The following is a 16,238-nucleotide window of genomic DNA, read 5'->3' as shown; positions in this document are numbered from 1 at the left end:
CCGCTGCCGACGGCCCGACGGGCCGCGCCGCGACGCTAGGCGGGGGCGGTGAACTGACGGCGGCTCCAGGTGAACACCGGGCCACCGGCGGCCGGACATCGGGCCCCGCCGCCGGGCGCCAGGGTTCCCCGGGCGGAGCAGCCCGGGGCGGGCGGCGGCTAGTAGCGGACGACGAAGCGCTGGTGGGTGCCCTCGGAGACGACCCGGTCGCCGCAGGTGACCCGGGTGACGAACTCGATCCGGCGGCGGTCGACCTCGGTGACCTCGGTGACGATGCGGACGGCCTCGCCCGCGACGACCTTCGCGGAGTGGCTGAAGTTCACGTGCGTGCCGACGGAGGTCTCGTTCGCGTCGAGGTGCGGCTGCACGCTCTCCAGGCAGGTCTCCTCGATGAGGCGGACCATCGTCGGCGTCGAGAGGACCTTCTCCGGCAGGTGCGGGGGCGACATCTCGGGGGTCACCGTGATCGTCGCGTCCCCCGTGATCCCGGCCTGCAGCGACTCCAGCACGTGCGCCTCCTCGTGCAGCGCCGCCGACGGCGCCGTCGGGGCCAGGATGCCAGCCGTCAGAGCCAGGACGCCACGAGCGCCAGCCCGGCGAGGGTGGCGGACGTCCCGACGACCACGGCGAACCAGGCCCGGCCGCGGCCGTGCCCCCGGCCCGCCGCCGACGCCCGCAGCGCGGCGACACCGAGGAGCAGGGCGACCGGTCCGAGGAACCACACGAACGCGGCGACGAGGGCGACGTAGCCGGCGACGATCGACTGCCAGGTCCGGCCGGTGGGCAGCAGCCAGTGCACCGGGTCCGAGGGTGTCGCGCCGATCCCCGCCGGTGCAGCCGTGAGCACCGGCGCGTACGCGACCGCCGCCGGCGGTGCGGGCCAGACGTGCGGCGTCCAGCCGGCGCCGTCGAACCAGCGCACGCCCCCGGGCGCCACCGGGTCGGGGTACCACCCGGGCGAGGGGGCCTGCGGCACGACGTCCATGGTCAGCCTGTCGGCACCGCCGGCGCGGACCTGAGGGCGATCCGCGCGAGCTCGCGCCACAGCAGCACGAGGAAGACCGCCGAGCCGCCGAAGGCGAACCAGAACGGCGCCGTGACGCCGAACCGCTCGCCGAGCGCACCGCCGACCGCGGAACCGACGACGAGGCCGCCGAAGACGGCCAGGGTGTAGACGCTGTCGACGCGGCCCTGCAGCCGCAGCGGCACGGCTGCCTGCCGGACCGCCGTCGACGTCGTGCCCCAGACGAACGCGTGCGCGCCGAAGACGAAGAGGATCGTTCCCGCGACGACCGCGGACCGGGTCAGCGCCAGCCCGAGGTGGGTCAGGGTCTCCAGCACGAGGCCGATGCGCATGACGTCCGCGAGGCTGACGTGCCGGGTGATCCAGCCGTAGAGCCCGGTCCCGAGCAGCCCGCCGGCCGCCGACACCGTCGACAGGATCCCGAAGCCGACGGCGCCGAGCCCGAGCCGCTCGTGGACGTAGAGGACGAGGACGGCCCACGCCGCCCCGAAGGTGACGTTGAAGACGAGGATCGTCAGGGCGAGCGTGCGGACGGCGGGATGGCGCCACGTCCACACGAAGCCCTCGGCGACGTCGCGGCGGACGCTGCGCCGGCCGTCGGCCGCGGACGCTGCGGGTGCTGCGCCGTCGGGACCGCCGTCCGGACCACCGAGAGGACCGTCGTCCGGGCCCTCACCGCCGGGCCGGACCCGCGGGACGACGACCCGCGCGAGCAGCGCGATCGCGGCGGTGAGGAGCACGGCCTCCCCGACGAACGGCCAGACCCGGCCGGCGGCGAACAGCGCGGCGCCGATCGGCGGTCCGGCGAGCTGGTCGAGGGTGATGAAGCCGGTCGTCAGGCGGGCGTTCGCCAGGGGCAGGTCCTCGCGGCGGACGAGCATCGGGGTGAGCGTGCGGGCCGCGCTGTCGGCGAAGACCTCGGCCGTGGAGACGAGGGCGAGCGCGCCGAGCACGAGCCCGACGGTCGCCGTCCCGGTCGCGAGGGCCGCGACGAGCCCGCCGATGACGGCCAGCCGGGCGCAGTTGGCCGCGACGGCCACCCGGCGGCGGTCGAGCCGGTCGGAGAGCACCCCGGCGCCGAGCCCGAACAGCAGCGGGGGCGTCCAGCGCAGGGTCGCCGCGAGCGCGACGACCGACGGCGACGCGTCGAGCGAGGCGACGAGCAGCGGGCCCGCGGCGGCGGCGACGCCGTCCCCGAGGTTGCTCGTCCACGACGAGGCGAGCAACCGCCGGAAGCCCGGCCCGAGCCGGGCCGGGACCAGCACCTCGGCGAGCCGCTCCACGAGGTCAGGACGCTAGGCCCGGCGACGGCTGCTGTCTCGCACATTTTCGGGCCGGCCGCTGCCCGGCGAGCCCATGGTCAGTTACTCTCTGCTGGGTAGTGATGTACCACCTGTCGCCGAATCTCGACCGTTCGCCCGTTGTGATATACCTTTCACCGCTAAGCACGTTTAGATCACAAATAGGTCATCTAACCTCAAGATACCCAGCCGGACATCGTCGCGACGGCCGGTGGACGAGAGGACCCACGTCATGGCGAGCCAGCAGCAGGACCGACCTCCAGCTCTCCTCACGCCGGCCGAGGTGGCGGCGATGTTCGGCGTCGACCCGAAGACCGTGACCCGCTGGGCCCGCACCGGCCTGCTCCAGCCGGTCCGCACGCTCGGCGGTCACCGCCGCTACCCGGCGGACCAGGTGCACAAGCTGCTCAACCGGATGCCGCAGCAGCGCGGCTCCGCCGACTGACCCGGCGTCCGCAGGTGACCAGCGCCGGGTGACGCCCACCGGGTGAACGGGCCCGGGCCGGTGGTCCACGTCAGCCGACCTGGATCGCCAGCACCGCCGTGTCGTCGTCCGTCGGGTTCTCCGCGAGCAACCTGTCGCACAGCCGCCCGGGCTCTCCCGGCCGGGCCGCGGCGAGGACGTCGCGGACCCGGTCGAGGCCGTGCGAGATGTCCTCGCCGCGCCGCTCGACGAGGCCGTCCGTGTAGGCCAGCAGCAGCGACCCGGCCGGCACCGGAACCGTTGCGACCGAACGCTTCCACGCCTCGACGCCGAGCAGCAGCCCGTTCGCGGCGTCCAGCGTCTCGACCCGGCCGTCAGGGTGCCGCAGCAGCATCGGGGGGTGCCCGGCGCTGGAGTACGCGAGCGTCCACGCGCCGTCCGTCCCCGTCGGCGGCCCGAGCGTGGCGTAGACGAGCGTCGCCATCGGCACGGTGTGCAGGCCCTGCACCATCCGGTCCACGCGGGCGACGACGTCGGCGCAGTCCCGGCCGGCGTCCGCGGCGTCCCAGGCGCACGCCCGGAGCAGACCGCGCAGGTGGCCCATCGCCGCGGCCGCGGCGAGGTCGTGCCCGACGACGTCGCCGACGCAGACGCCGACGGTCCCGTCGGTGAGCGGGACGACGTCGTAGAAGTCCCCGCCGACCTCGGCGATCTCGGCACCGGCCCGGTAGCGGCCGACGAACTCCAGCCCGTCGACGGCGGGCAGCTCGGGCAGCAGGCTGCGCTGCAGGGTCTCCGCGATGTGGTGCTCGGCCTCGTAGAGCCGGACGTTGTCCAGGGTCAGGCCGGCCCGGCGGCCGAGGTCCTCGGCGACGGCGAGCTCGGTGCCGGTGAACGGCTCCCGGCCCTCGCCACGGGCGAGGACCATCGACCCGAGGACGGACCGGCGGCCGGGCAGCGGCACGAACATCACCGACTGCAGGCCGAGGCTCTCGCTCAGGGCGAGCAGCTCCGGGTCGTCGGAGTAGCCGGCCCGCTGCGGGCTCGTGGCGTAGCGGTCCACCCGCCACGCGCGCGCCCCGCGGTGCTGCTGGAACATCGGCGCCCGGTCGGTGAGCCCGTGCCGGGCGCGCTTCGTCAGCTCGGTGACGTCGCCCTCGCGGCCGTCGCGGTGCCGCGCGACGAGCTCACCTATGCCGCCCGCGTCGTCGAAGGTCGTCACCATGGCCCAGTCCGCCAGGCCGGGCACGGCGAGCGCCAGCAGGTGCTCGAGCGACGTCCGCTCGTCGAGCGTCGACGCGAGCCGGGCGCTCGCGCCGGCGAGGAGCGCGAGCTGCTCCTGCGCCCGGACGGCGTCCGCCCGGGCGGCCTGCTCCGCGGCGAGCGCCCTGTCCCGCTCGGCGTCCGCCGTGACCCGGGCCGTGACGTCGGACTGGATGCCCACGAAGTGGGTGAGCGTGCCGGCGTCGTCGTGCACGGGGTTGATCGCGACGAGGTTCCAGAACGCGCTGCCGTCCTTGCGGTAGTTGAGGATCGTCGTCGTGACCGACTGCCCGGCCGCGAGCGCCTCCCGCAGCTGCGCGCGCGCCGACGGGTCGGTGCCCGGCCCCTGGAGGAAGCGGCAGTTGCGGCCGACGACCTCCTCGGAGGTGTAGCCCGTGACGGTCGTGAACGCCGGGTTCACCCACAGCAGCGGGCTGTCGGGGGCCTGGGCGTCGGCGATGGTGAACGTGACCCCGGTCGCGACGAGGGCGCGCTCCCGCAGGTGGATCTCCGCGCGGCGGACGACCTCGTCGGCCTGGTCGCGACGGCGCAGCGGGAGCAGGACGACGAGGCCGAACCCGGCGAGCCGGTCGCCGCTGAGCGGCAGGCCGACCACCCACAGCGGTGCGCGCCGCCGTCCGAGCTTCGACAGCCGGGCCGCGGTGACGGCCTGCCCGGCGACGGGACGCCCACCGGTGAGGAGCGAGAGCGGGTGCGCCGTGTCGGTGAGCTCCGCGCCGTCGAGGTCGCGCAGGTCGGCGGCGTCGCCCCAGGCGTCGATGCCGGCCGGGAGCCCGACGCCCGGCGCGAGCTGCTCCGCGACGTCGTTGGCGTGGACGACGCTGCGCGAGGCGAGCTCGACGAGCAGCACCGCGGCGGGGGCGTCGAGCTCGACCAGCGGAGGACCGTACGCCGCGCCAGCAGGCACGGGCCTCGTGCTGTCGACCGTGCTGCTCACCACGCTCCTCCTGGTCCGCCACCACACACCCGTCAAGGGTGGCAACGGATCCCGCAGGCGGCAGTTCTAGGTGGCCATCCGCGGGGTGACCAGCGGCGACGTCCCCGATCGCGGGGTGACGACGAGCTCGACGACCCCGGTCGACAGGTCGTACACGGCACCGACGACGAGCACTGCGCCACGCGCGACGGCCGGTGCCACGAGCGGGGCGGCGACCACGCCGGCGACCACGCGCTCGACGTTGTGCCGCACCGCGGCGTCCACGAGGTGCGCGTCGTCCACGCCGTCCCGGCCGGCGTCGACGACGGCGGGCGTGATCGCCTCGACGAGCGTGTCGATGTCCGTGCCGGACGCGCCGGTGTGCCGGGACACCACCTGGAACGTCGCCCGGACCGCGCCGCACCCGGTGTGCCCCAGGACGACGAGCAGCGGGCAGCCCAGCTGGTCGACGCCGAACTCGAGCGTGCCGAGGATCGCGTGGTCGAGGACGTGGCCGGCGGAGCGGACGACGAACAGGTCACCGAGCCCCGCGTCGAAGACGATCTCCGGCGGGACCCGGGAGTCGGCGCAGGAGAAGACGGCCGCGAAGGGGTGCTGGCTGCCCCCGAGGAAGGCCCGCCGGGACACGGTCTGGTCGGGGTGCTCGGCCTCGTCGGCCACGAACCGGCGGTTGCCCTCGACGAGCCGAAGCAGCGCCTCGTCCGGGCCGAGGCGGACGCTGTCGTCGCGATCGGGCACTGCACCTCGGTCAGGCATTGCACAACGGTAGCCACGCAGCACCGGCCGACCGCGGCCTTCGGTCCCGCTCACACGAGCCCGGCGAGACGGTACAGCACGAGCGAACCGGCCACGGCGACGTTGAGGCTGTGGCCGGTGCCCAGCATGGGGATCTCGACGGCGACGTCGAGCAGGTCGAGCCCCTCCTGGGGGATGCCCGTGCTCTCGTGACCGAGGACCATGACGGTCCGCTCCCGCGCGGGCGGCAGGTCCGCGAGCCGGACCGCCGGCTCGGCGAGCTCGACACCGACCACCCGGGATCCCACGACCCGTTGCGCGGCAAGCCATCCGACCGGATCGCCCCGCAAGCGGTGGACGCACGAGTGGTGGCGCAGGGTGTTCCCCCGGGCGACGGCCTCCTCGACCCACGGGCGCCGCGGGACGACGAGGCAGGCACCGACGGCGTCGCACGTACGCAGCAGGGTGCCCAGGTTGGCGCCGTGCTGCGGCCACAGCACCGCAGCGAACAGGTGGTCCCAGCAGCCATGGGCCCGGCCCCGCCGGGACCGCATCAGTTCCTTGCGGGTACGCGCCGTGGCCGTCATCGGGCCGGGACGCCGTCTCCGTCCCGGGAGGTGGGTCTCTGGAGCAGTGTCGTCATGCGCAGGACGCTTCTCGGTGCGCCCGGACCGTCGACGGGGATGGGGCTTTCCAGACTACCCGCTGCCTCGTGCACCGGATTTGTCCGATGCGTCCAGCACGCTCTGCGCAGCGGTCGTTGCACCACGTTAGGCGATCTCCGGTTCTGTTGTCGCGCGGGCGTGACTGCCGGAGGATGCGCGGTCACGCGACGCACGGGGCGTCGCCGGACGCTCCGCCGCGACGCCGCGACGGACGGTTGGGGGACACGTGCGCCGTCGTCTTGCCCTGCTCCTCGGCGCGGCCCTCGCCGCGACCTCGGTGGCGCTCGTTCCGATCCCTGCGCAGGCGGCGGAGATCAACGGCGGCGCCCTGGTGGCCGATGTGACGACCACGACGACCCTGCCCGGGGAGTCGGTCGTCGTCTACACGCTGGCGGTGCCGGCCGGAGCGCGACCGACGATCACGGTGTCCTCGATGGATCCCGGGCTCACCGTGAACGCGAACCTGTTCTTCGCGAACAACCCCGAGGCTCGTAGTGGCAACACTGTCTCCGAGAGCCGTCCGCTCGAGCGGATCGTCGAGTTCACGCCGTATCCCGACCCGACGACGGAACAGCCTGCCGAGCTACGGCTGAGCTGCGGCTGCTCCGTGACGGCGCCGACCCGCGCCATGACCTTCACCCTCCACTACTCGGTCGACACCGTGCAGACCGTCCGGCTCGGCGAGCTCGTCGGGCTCGCGTTCACCGCGCCCGGGCAGCGGGCCCGGCTCACGGTGCCGGGGGACTACTACCAGGTGTCGGTCTTCGTCACGCAGGAGAACCTCACCGCGCAGCTCCCCGTCGGAACCCTCCCGAAGCTCCGGGTGACCCTGCTCGACGTGGTCGGATCGGACCTCACGGAGGTCTCACCTGGGCACTTCGTGGGACAGATGCCGGCTGACCAGCCGATGACCGTCGTCGTCGACCCGACCTTCGACCACACCGGATCACTGCAGGTACGCATCAACGCCGTGCCCCGAGGGACCGGCGTGATCGAGTACGGGGCACCAGACGCCACTCAGCTCTCGATCAGCCAGCCACAGGACGAGCCGACGTTCTTCCTGGAGACGCGGACCGGTGCAGACACCCTCGTGCACGTGCTCGACGCCTCGCTCCAGCACCCCGACGGCACGCCCGGGGCTCTGAGCCTGGAGCTCGACGTGCCTGGCTCGCCCACCGTTGTCGTCGGCACGGTCCGCTCCGGGCGCCAGACGTTCACCGTGCCGGAGTTCTCCGTGCCCGATGTGGGCGCGACTCTCAGGCTGGTCAACGACGGCGAGACCACAGGCTTCATGGGGGTTCGGGTGCGGCTCGACCCCGGAACGGCGACACCTGTCACGCTCGGCGCGACGACGTCCTTGGCGCTGGCCCCCGGACAGACCTCGGTCAGGTACTCCGTCGCCGTCGAGGCGCAGAGCCCCGTCGAGCTGTACTTCGGGCCGGCATCGTACGGTGACCCTTCCGTGACCGCCTCCCCGGTCAAGGTCGAGTCCTCCTTCGGCGAGCGCTACGCCGATGCGACGCTGAGCAGTACGGCCGGGACGTCGACGTCCTTCTCCAGTCTCACCTCCGGTCTGTTCGACATCGTGCTCACGGAGCCCTCGGGCTCCGGGCTGTCCGTGGACCTCCGGGCCGTCCGCGCCACGACCGTGACGCAGGACGCCCCGCTGCCGTTCGAGGCCGACCTCACCATCGGCGAGGTCGGTCAGAACCAGGCCGTGCTGGTGCCCCTGGCCGTCGGGCAGAAGATCGTGGCGACCGTGACCGACGAGACGCTCAGCGGTGCTCCCGCCGGTGAACCTGCCGCAAGGCTCTCGTTCCAGGTCGGTGACGGCGGCGTCGACCAGCGCGACGTCCAGCCCGGGGGTGCCGCCTTCCTCGAGATCACGGGGGACGGTTCAGGACCTGCCCTCAAGATCGTCGTCGACGGCAACGGGCTCGCCACCGGGACCGTGCACCTCAAGGTCGGTGAGCCCGCTGCAGGCGGGGGCCCGATCGCCGTAGGGGTTCCCACGACAGTGACCGTCGACGAGCGCGGTGCGCTCGCCCGCTACACCTTCGACGGGGCGATCGGCGACAGGGTCGCGCTCACCGTGTCCGACGTCGCCTTCGTCTCGTCGCAGAACCCGGCGGCCGAAGTGTTCGTCGTCCGCCCGGACGGGAGCCTGTTCGCCGGCGGTGTCGTCTCGAGCTTCGGCAGTGGCGAGGCCTGGATCGAGGGCGCCGACCCGCTCGACGTCGCGGGCACCTGGACGATCCTCGTGGACCCCTTCGGGGACACCACGGGGTCACTCACCCTCACACGCCTGGCACCTCGCACCCTCACATCCGCGCTGACCGTCGGCAGGCAGCAGACCGTGACGTTCGACAGGGCAGGTGACGTGCGCCGCCTGACCTTCCGGGGCACCGCGGGACAGCGTGTGCTCGTCGAGGTGTCGGCGCGCACGGTCGGCACCAGGATGCGGATGATCTCGGAGACCGGGCTCGTCATCGCCGACGACTCGTCGTTCTTAGACGTCCCTTACGTGGAGCTCGGGGTCCTGCCCTCCTCCGGAACGTGGACCCTGGAGCTCGATCCCACCGGGACCGACGTAGGTACCGTGGCCCTCACCGTCGGGCTGACCACCGACCCGGTCCGGACGATCGACATCAGCGCGCGCGTGACGTCGACCTTCACCAAGGGACAGAACCCGGTGTTCCGCTTCCAGGTCCGTGCGGGCCAGCGGATCGGCGCCGCCTTCCCGACGGTCTCGACGTCGACCGGAAGCACCGTCCAGGCCCGGCTGCTGCGGCCCGACGGCTCCCTCGCATGGTTCGACAACATCAGCTCGACGTCCTTCCTCGAGATGCCTCTGGTGGCTGACACGGGCGGCCGATGGAGCCTCGTCCTCGACGCGGAGGGGCCGGCGACGGGCCGCGCAACCCTCACCGTCTGGACCGCCACGGACCAGGTGCAGCCGGGCAGGCTGGGGCGTACGACCAACGTCGAGGTCAAGCAGCCGGTGCAGAATGTGGTGCTGCCCTTCGAGGTCACGGCGGACGGAACGGACAAGTTCGTGCACTACACGGTGACCGGCTCCCGCTTCGCGGGAGCCCAGCTCACACTCATGACGCCTTTCGGGAGCCCCTGGCAGAGCATCGAGATCCCCGCGGGTGACAGTTCGGGGACCTTCGGCGCGCCCCTGTTCTTCGACGGCACCTGGCAGCTGGTCGTCGACCCGCAGACGGACAGCATCGGCAAGGCGAAAGTGACGTTCACCGTCTCAGACACGTTCTGACACCTGGTGCGGTGGCCCTCCTCCCCCGCGCGGAGGAGGGCCGGCACCCGGCCGCTGTCGTCTCCACCTCGGGGTGGAGGCCCCGCCGCGCGGGAGTTCGTACGCTGGACGCATGCCCGCGCCCTCCGTCGCCCTCCGCGAGCGCCTCACGCGCTTCTTCGCGCTCGACGACGACTGGGAGCGTCCCGGCGCGCTCGACGGCTGGGACGCCGTCGTCGGGCTCGGGACCCTGCTGTTCTCCGCGGTCACCTTCGAGCTCATGCGCAGCGCGGGGCTGACGGAGAGCGTCACGGCGCCGGAGTGGGTGCAGTGGGCGGCGGTGGTGCTCGGCGCGGGGATCCTCGTCTGGCGGCGGTGCCGGCCGCTCACGGTGCTCGTGCTCGCCGCCGCGCACATGTTCGTCGTCGGCGTGACGATGCCCGAGGTCATGGGCCAGCTCAGCATGCAGGTCGTCTACTTCTGCGCCATCTTCTCGGGCGTCGCGTGGGCCCGCAGCCGGCGCGAGATGCTCGTGGTCGTCAGCGTCGTCGTGACGTTCATGTTCGCCTGGCTCGCCTGGGGTTTCGCGTTCGGCAGCGGGGTCGACCAGATCGTCGAAGGCCTCGAGGAGGACGCCACCAAGCGTTTCGGGCTCGTCTCCCCGGTCGCGGCGGCCGTCCTCATCACGACCCTCGTCAACGTCGTCTACTTCGGCGGCGCCGTCCTCGTCGGGCAGGTCAGCTGGCGCGGCGCCCGGCAGCGGGCGCGGCTCGCCGAGCAGGCGGGCCTGCTCGAGACGCAGGGCGAGACGCTGCGCCGCCGGGCCGTGCTCGAGGAGCGGCTGCGGATCGCCCGCGAGCTGCACGACGTCGTCGCGCACCACGTCTCGGTCATCGGGATCCACGCCGCCGCGGGCCGCCGGGTCATCGGCCGGGACGTCGACGCGGCGAGCCGCGCGCTCGCCCAGGTCGAGGAGTCGTCGCGGGAGGCCGTCTCCCAGATGCGCGGGCTGCTCGGCACGCTGCGCTCCGTCGACGAGCGGGACGACGGCCCGCCGACGGCCACGGACGGCCGGCGCGCACCCGAGCCCGGCCTGCCGGACCTCGCCGACCTCGTCGCGACGTTCGACGGCGACGGCCTCACGGCGTCCTACCGGCTCGTCGAGGAGCCCGCCGGAGCATCGGCGCGCGTCCCCGCGCCGGTCGCTCTGTCGATCTACCGGACGACGCAGGAGGCGCTCGCGAACGTCCGTCGGCACTCGACGGCGCAGACCGCGAACGTCGTCGTCCGGGTCAGCGAGGCGGGCGCCGGCGGCGGGCACGCCGAGGTCGAGGTCACCGACGACGGGCGGCCCCGGGCCGGGACGTCGGGCAGCGGGCTGGGCCAGCTCGGGATCCGCGAACGGGTTGCCTCGCACCGGGGGCAGGCCGAGATCGGGCCGCGGGTCACCGGCGGGTACCGGGTCCGGGTACGGCTGCCGCTCTCGTACGAGCACGCAGGTCCGCGGGCCACGCCGGACGCCGTCCCCGCCCAGGCCCGCTCGTGAGCATCGGTGCAGGGGCGACGCTGCGGGTGCTCCTCGTCGACGACCAGCAGCTCGTCCGGTCCGGGTTCGCGCTCATGCTCTCCGTCGAGGACGACCTCGAGGTGGTCGGCGAGGCCGCCGACGGTGCGCAGGCGGTCGAGCGGGCCCGGGAGACGACGCCGGACGTCATCCTCATGGACGTCCAGATGCCCGTCATGGACGGGATCGAGGCGACCCGGCGGATCGTCGCCGAGAACCTCGGCCGGGTCGTCATCCTCACGACGTTCGACCGCGACGACTACCTGTTCGACGCGCTCCGCGCCGGGGCCAGCGGGTTCCTGCTCAAGAACGCCGACCCCGAGCAGCTCGTCGACGCCGTCCGCGCGGCCGGTCACGGCCAGGCCCTGCTCGCCCCCGAGGTGACCCTGCGGGTCATCGAGCGGATGACGGCCCTGTCCCCCGTGCTCTCCCCGGCGGACGGCGCGGCGCACACGTCGGCACCCGGCAGCGGCGCACCGGCCACCGCGGCCGCGCACCCCGCCCGGCCGACGCACCCCGGGCTCGACCGGCTCACGGACCGGGAGCGGCAGGTGCTCGTGCTGCTCGGCCGCGGCCGGTCGAACGCCGAGATCGCCGGGGAGCTCTACCTCGGCGAGGCGACGGTGAAGACGCACGTCTCGAACGTGCTCGCCAAGCTCGGCGTCCGGGACCGGGTCCAGGCCGTCGTCGTGGCGCACGAGTCCGGCCTGCTCCGTACCGCGGGCTGAGGCCCCGTCCGCCGCAGGGCGGAGCCGCGGTGCAGCAGCGCCTCCATCGGCTCAGCCGGGCGGCGGATCCGCCGCCCGGCCACGCTGCCTACGGTGGAGCCATGCTCGAGACCATCGACCTCACCCGACGCTTCGGTGACGTGACCGCCGTCGACGCCGTGAGCATCACCGTCCCGGACGGCCTGCTCACCGGCTTCGTGGGCGGCAACGGCGCCGGCAAGACGACGACGATGCGGATGATCACCGGCGTCCTCGGCATCCACGCCGGCCGGGTGCTCTGGCAGGGCCGCGACATCACCGCGGCCGACCGGCGCCGGTTCGGCTACATGCCCGAGGAACGCGGCCTGTACCCGAAGCAGCCCGTCCTCGACCAGCTCGTCTACCTCGCCCGGCTCGCGGGCATGGACGGTCGCGCTGCCCGCGCCTCGGCACTCGAGCTGCTCGAGCGCTTCGGGCTCGCGGACCGTGCCAAGGACCGCGTCGAGAAGCTGAGCCTCGGCAACCAGCAACGGGTCCAGGTCACCGCCGCGCTCATGACGTCCCCGGTGGCGCTCGTGCTCGACGAGCCCTTCTCCGGACTTGACCCGGCGGCGGTCGAGTCGATGGCCGACCTGCTCCGGGAACGGGCCCGCGGCGGCGTGCCCGTGCTGTTCTCCTCCCACCAGCTCGACCTCGTGGACCGGCTCTGCGACCGGCTCGTCATCATGGCCCGCGGCCGGGTCGTCGCCCAGGGCACGGCCGACGACCTGCGCGGCGGCTCGCCGCAGCGGTTCCGGCTCGTGCTCGACGGGGACGCCGGCTGGGTGCGCGGCGTCGGCGGCCTGCACGTCGTCGACGTCGACGGCACGAGCGCCCTGCTCGAGGTCCTCGACCCGGACGTCGTCCAGCCACTGCTGCGAGAAGCCCTGTCCCGCGGGGGGATCCGCGAGTTCGCGGCCGTCGTCCCCGCCCTCAGCGAGCTCTACCGGGAGGTGGCGGCATGACCGCGCCCACGAACCTCGACCGCCGTGGCAGCACCCCCGCCGCACCGTCCGACGCCGCGCCCGGCGGCCGCACCGGTACCGGCAGTGCCTGGCTGCTCGTCACCAGGCGCGAGATCATGGTCAAGGCGACCGACCGCTCGTTCCTCATCGGGACGGTCGTCACGCTGGCGATCATCGCCGGGATCATGGTGCTCCAGGTCGTCCTCGCCGGCCGGACGTCGACGTACGACGTGGCCGTCACGCCGTCCGCCACGACGATCGCCCAGCAGGTGCGGGCCGGCGCCGCCGCGATCGACGAGGACGTCGTCGTCGACCCGCTGGCGGTGCCGGACGACGCGGCGGCGCGGGCCGCCGTCCTCGACGGGTCCGCGGACGCCTGGCTGCACCGGGACGGCGACCGCTGGGTGCTCACGACCAAGGACGGGCCGAACGACTCCTTGAAGGCCGTCGTCCAGGAGGTGGTCCGGTCGGAAGCCCTGCGGGCCAACGCCTCCGCGGCCGGGACGACGCTCGAGGCGCTCGAGCGCGGGGCGACGCTCGGGACGGCCTTCCTCGAGGGCGACGCCCAGCGCGCCGAGCTCGTCGACGCCCTCGCGTTCGCGTTCACGTTCCTCTTCTACATGGCTGCGCTGATGTTCGGTGTGACGCTGGCGAACAGCGTGGTCGAGGAGAAGCAGTCCAGGGTCGTCGAGATCATCGCGACGGCGATCCCCGTGCGGCACCTGCTCGCCGGCAAGGTGCTCGGGAACACCGTGCTCGCGGTCGCGCAGATGACGCTGTTCGTCGCGGTGGGGCTCGTCGGCCTCGCCTTCACCGACTACAGCAGCCTCGTGACATCGGTCTCCGGGCCGGTCGTGTGGTTCGTCGTCTTCTTCCTCGCGGGGTTCGTCTCGCTCGCCTGTCTCTGGGCGGTCGCCGGCTCGCTCGCGAGCCGCACCGAGGACCTGCAGTCGACGACGACGCCGCTGACGTTCCTCGTCATGGCCGTGCTCTTCGGCGGGCTGCTGCTCGAGGGGCAGTGGCAGGTGATCGGGTCGTTCGTGCCGCCGCTGTCCGCCGTCGTCATGCCGATCCGGCTGCTCCAGGGCGACGCGTCGTGGCCGGAGGCGTTGCTGGCGCTCGCGATCCTGCTCGCCGCGGCTGCCGCCACCGTCCGCGTCGGCGAGCGGCTCTACCGCCGCTCGCTGCTCCAGGGCGGCGGGCGGGTCACGGTGCGGCAGGCCTGGCGGGTCGAGGAGTGAGGACGCGCTCCGCGAGCGCCGGGAGCACCCGGCCGAGCGGGGCGTCGAGGCGGACGGCGGCCCGCGCGTCCCCGCGGGTCGGTCCCTGGTTGACGATGGCCACCGGGACGCCGCGCTCCCCCGCGCGCAGGACGAACCGGTAGCCGGACATCACCGTGAGGGACGACCCGAAGACGAGCAGCAGCCGCGCGGCGTCCACAAGGGCCAGGCAGCGCTCCACACGGTCGCGGGGCACGGTCTCGCCGAAGAAGACGACGTCGGGCTTGAGCGCCCCGGTGCCGCAGACGAGGCAGTCGACGACGACGAAGCCGTCGACCGCCTCGTCCGGCAGGGCGACGTCGCCGTCCGGGTTCACCTCGCCGTCCGCACCGGGCAGCGCGAGCGCCCGGCGGGCGACCTCCTCGAAGCCCGGGTTCGCGGCGCGCAGCCGGTCGTCGAGGACGCCGCGGTCGCTGATGTCCCCGCACTGCAGGCACACGACGCGGTCGAGGCTGCCGTGCAGGTCGACGACAGCGCGTGCCCCGGCCTCCTCGTGGAGGCCGTCGACGTTCTGGGTGACGATGCCGTCGAGCAGCCCGGCCCGTTCGAGCGCCGCGACGGCCCGGTGCCCGTCGTTCGGCGCGGCCTTGCTCACGTGCCGCCAGCCGACGAAGCTGCGGGCCCAGTAGCGCTGCCGGCCGCCCGGGCTGCCGGTGAAGTCCTGGTAGGTCATCGGGGCGTGCCGGCGCAGGGCGCCCTGCGGGCCGCGGTAGTCCGGGATGCCGGAGTCGGTCGACAGGCCCGCCCCCGACAGCACCACGACGCCGCCCGCCGCCACGAGCCCGGCGAGCGTGCCGACGTCCCCGACCTCGACGACCTGCGACGCGTCGAGCTCGCGCAGGTACGCGGGGCGGCTCAGGACGCGACGGACCGGCTCACCCATGCGGCCATGCTGCCTCATGGGGTCCGGCGGCGCGCGCCTCAGGAGACGACGACGCCCTTGGCCGGGTCACCCGCCGGGACGGCGGTGAGGACGACGACCTCCGGGGCGGCGGTCACCTTGCCCGCGAGCCTGGGGCCGAGCTCGGCGAGCGCGGCGCCCTTGGAGTGGACGGCGAGCGCCTCGGCGCTGGACCACTGCTCGATCATGACGAGCCGGTCGTCCTTCTCGTGCAGCGCGTAGAGCTCGCAGCCGTCCTCGGCGTGGACCGCGGGGATCGCCTCGAGCAGGGCGGCCCTGACCGCCTCGTGCTGGCCTGGCTGCGGGGTGATCGTGGCGACGACGACGACGGACATGGGGCTCCTCAGCGGCACGGGTGCGGGTCGCTCCGGGGGATCGGGGCGGGGCGGTCGCGACGATAGCCGCTCGGGGGCGCAAGGTCCCGGGGAGGCGCTCGCAGCGGTGATATGCCTGGTGTCGAGAGCCGGGGGGCTCGATCGGCTCGTCGCACGGGGAGCTGCTCGACCATGTCCCGTCCTTCCCGGCGTACCCGGGCCCCCTTCGTCCTCCTCGTCGCGGCCGCGGCGGCCGCCGTCGGTTCCCTGCCCGCGACGGACGCCGCCGCAGCGCCCTGGACGGGCCCGGTCGGGTCGACCGTCCCGGTGTGCGTGTCCGCGACCGGGGTGCACACGACCTCCGACTGCCTCGGCGGGGCGATCAGCGGTGACGGCCGCTACGTCGCGTTCATGACGGCGTCCCCCGTGCTCGCGCCGGGCGACACGAGCGGGACGCTCGACGTCCTGCGGCTCGACCGCCGCAGCGGCCGGACGATCGTGGTGAACCGCACCTCACGGGGCACGCCGTCCCGCGGGCACGCCTACTGGCCCTCGATCAGCGCGGACGGCCGGTACGTCGCCTTCGAGTCCGAGGCGTCCGACCTCGTCCCGGGTGACACGAACGGCACGTGGGACGTGTTCCTGCGCGACGTCGTCGCGGGGACGACCACCCGGGTGAGCGTGTCGGGCGCCGGGGCGCAGGCGGACGCGGAGTCGGGCGACGCCACCGTGAGCGCCGACGGCCACCGGGTCGCCTTCCGCTCGCTCGCGGGCACGCTCGTGCCGGGCGACTCGAACGGCAGCTACGACCTCTTCGTCCGGGACCTCGCCGCGGGGACGAC

Annotated in this window: 16 protein-coding genes; 6 read left to right on the top strand and 10 right to left on the bottom strand. The window is 73.8% G+C overall.

What is annotated here, in order from left to right; translation table 11 throughout:
• Nucleotides 1–158: 158 nt before the first annotated feature.
• Genes EDJALFJO_RS15490 through EDJALFJO_RS15480 form a run of 3 tightly spaced genes read right to left on the bottom strand, consistent with a single transcriptional unit; the run spans nucleotide 159 to nucleotide 2,307 of the window.
• Nucleotides 159–509: a thioesterase family protein gene (locus EDJALFJO_RS15490; RefSeq protein WP_088286794.1), complete on the bottom strand. Its 351-nt coding sequence runs from the start codon at nucleotides 507–509 to the stop codon at nucleotides 159–161.
• A 56-nt stretch (nucleotides 510–565) separates the two neighbouring features.
• A complete protein-coding gene (locus tag EDJALFJO_RS15485) occupies nucleotides 566–976 on the bottom strand; it encodes a DUF2510 domain-containing protein (RefSeq protein ID WP_198950338.1) in 411 nt (136 codons plus the stop codon).
• A gap of 11 nt (nucleotides 977–987) precedes the next feature.
• Nucleotides 988–2,307 (bottom strand): MFS transporter, encoded by a 1,320-nt coding sequence (locus tag EDJALFJO_RS15480; protein ID WP_088286790.1) that lies wholly within the window; start codon nucleotides 2,305–2,307, stop codon nucleotides 988–990.
• A gap of 250 nt (nucleotides 2,308–2,557) precedes the next feature.
• Here EDJALFJO_RS15480 and EDJALFJO_RS15475 point away from each other — a divergent pair, with 250 nt between their 5' ends.
• Nucleotides 2,558–2,770, top strand: coding sequence for a BldC family transcriptional regulator (locus EDJALFJO_RS15475; RefSeq protein ID WP_088286788.1), 213 nt, complete (start codon nucleotides 2,558–2,560; stop codon nucleotides 2,768–2,770).
• Nucleotides 2,771–2,840: 70 nt separating this feature from the next.
• Here the strand turns inward: EDJALFJO_RS15475 and EDJALFJO_RS15470 are convergent, their stop codons facing one another.
• The 3 genes from EDJALFJO_RS15470 to EDJALFJO_RS15460 form a co-directional block, all read right to left on the bottom strand.
• Entirely contained in the window at nucleotides 2,841–4,970 is a 2,130-nt protein-coding gene (locus EDJALFJO_RS15470) for a SpoIIE family protein phosphatase (RefSeq protein WP_143448599.1), read from the bottom strand.
• 66 nt (nucleotides 4,971–5,036) lie between these two features.
• On the bottom strand, nucleotides 5,037–5,708 hold the full coding sequence (locus tag EDJALFJO_RS15465) for a carbonic anhydrase (RefSeq protein WP_143448598.1): 672 nt from the start codon (nucleotides 5,706–5,708) through the stop codon (nucleotides 5,037–5,039).
• Nucleotides 5,709–5,776: 68 nt separating this feature from the next.
• On the bottom strand, nucleotides 5,777–6,292 hold the full coding sequence (locus EDJALFJO_RS15460) for a TrmH family RNA methyltransferase (RefSeq protein WP_088286782.1): 516 nt from the start codon (nucleotides 6,290–6,292) through the stop codon (nucleotides 5,777–5,779).
• Nucleotides 6,293–6,596: 304 nt separating this feature from the next.
• Here EDJALFJO_RS15460 and EDJALFJO_RS15455 point away from each other — a divergent pair, with 304 nt between their 5' ends.
• From EDJALFJO_RS15455 to EDJALFJO_RS15435, 5 genes are all read left to right on the top strand, one after another.
• Nucleotides 6,597–9,647, top strand: coding sequence for a hypothetical protein (locus EDJALFJO_RS15455; protein ID WP_088286780.1), 3,051 nt, complete (start codon nucleotides 6,597–6,599; stop codon nucleotides 9,645–9,647).
• Between the two features lie 112 nt (nucleotides 9,648–9,759).
• Entirely contained in the window at nucleotides 9,760–11,172 is a 1,413-nt protein-coding gene (locus EDJALFJO_RS15450; protein ID WP_088286778.1) for a sensor histidine kinase, read from the top strand.
• A gap of 74 nt (nucleotides 11,173–11,246) precedes the next feature.
• Nucleotides 11,247–11,918 carry a response regulator gene (locus tag EDJALFJO_RS15445; RefSeq protein ID WP_369812543.1) on the top strand — a complete coding sequence of 224 codons (672 nt, stop codon included), beginning with the start codon at nucleotides 11,247–11,249 and terminating at the stop codon, nucleotides 11,916–11,918.
• Nucleotides 11,919–12,019: 101 nt separating this feature from the next.
• Nucleotides 12,020–12,901, top strand: coding sequence for an ABC transporter ATP-binding protein (locus EDJALFJO_RS15440; RefSeq protein ID WP_088286776.1), 882 nt, complete (start codon nucleotides 12,020–12,022; stop codon nucleotides 12,899–12,901).
• Nucleotides 12,898–14,142 (top strand): ABC transporter permease, encoded by a 1,245-nt coding sequence (locus EDJALFJO_RS15435; protein ID WP_088286774.1) that lies wholly within the window; start codon nucleotides 12,898–12,900, stop codon nucleotides 14,140–14,142. Before EDJALFJO_RS15440 ends, EDJALFJO_RS15435 begins: the two co-directional genes overlap by 4 nt.
• Here the strand turns inward: EDJALFJO_RS15435 and EDJALFJO_RS15430 are convergent.
• From EDJALFJO_RS15430 to EDJALFJO_RS15415, 4 genes are all read right to left on the bottom strand, one after another.
• Nucleotides 14,108–15,064, bottom strand: coding sequence for an NAD-dependent protein deacetylase (locus EDJALFJO_RS15430; RefSeq protein ID WP_088286772.1), 957 nt, complete (start codon nucleotides 15,062–15,064; stop codon nucleotides 14,108–14,110). The two genes, EDJALFJO_RS15435 and EDJALFJO_RS15430, sit on opposite strands and share 35 nt — an antisense overlap.
• Nucleotides 15,065–15,102: 38 nt before the next feature.
• Nucleotides 15,103–15,417: a putative quinol monooxygenase gene (locus tag EDJALFJO_RS15425; RefSeq protein WP_088286770.1), complete on the bottom strand. Its 315-nt coding sequence runs from the start codon at nucleotides 15,415–15,417 to the stop codon at nucleotides 15,103–15,105.
• A gap of 377 nt (nucleotides 15,418–15,794) precedes the next feature.
• A complete protein-coding gene (locus EDJALFJO_RS35995; protein WP_255392565.1) occupies nucleotides 15,795–15,920 on the bottom strand; it encodes a hypothetical protein in 126 nt (41 codons plus the stop codon).
• A gap of 18 nt (nucleotides 15,921–15,938) precedes the next feature.
• Entirely contained in the window at nucleotides 15,939–16,172 is a 234-nt protein-coding gene (locus EDJALFJO_RS15415; protein WP_088286768.1) for a hypothetical protein, read from the bottom strand.
• Nucleotides 16,173–16,238: the final 66 nt, after the last annotated feature.

This window comes from Kineosporia sp. A_224 (assembly GCF_002198655.1).
Classification (GTDB): Bacteria; Actinomycetota; Actinomycetes; order Actinomycetales; family Kineosporiaceae; genus R-H-3.
The sequence above is the reverse complement of the archived record's forward strand: the minus strand, read 5'-3'. Positions and strand labels throughout refer to the sequence as shown.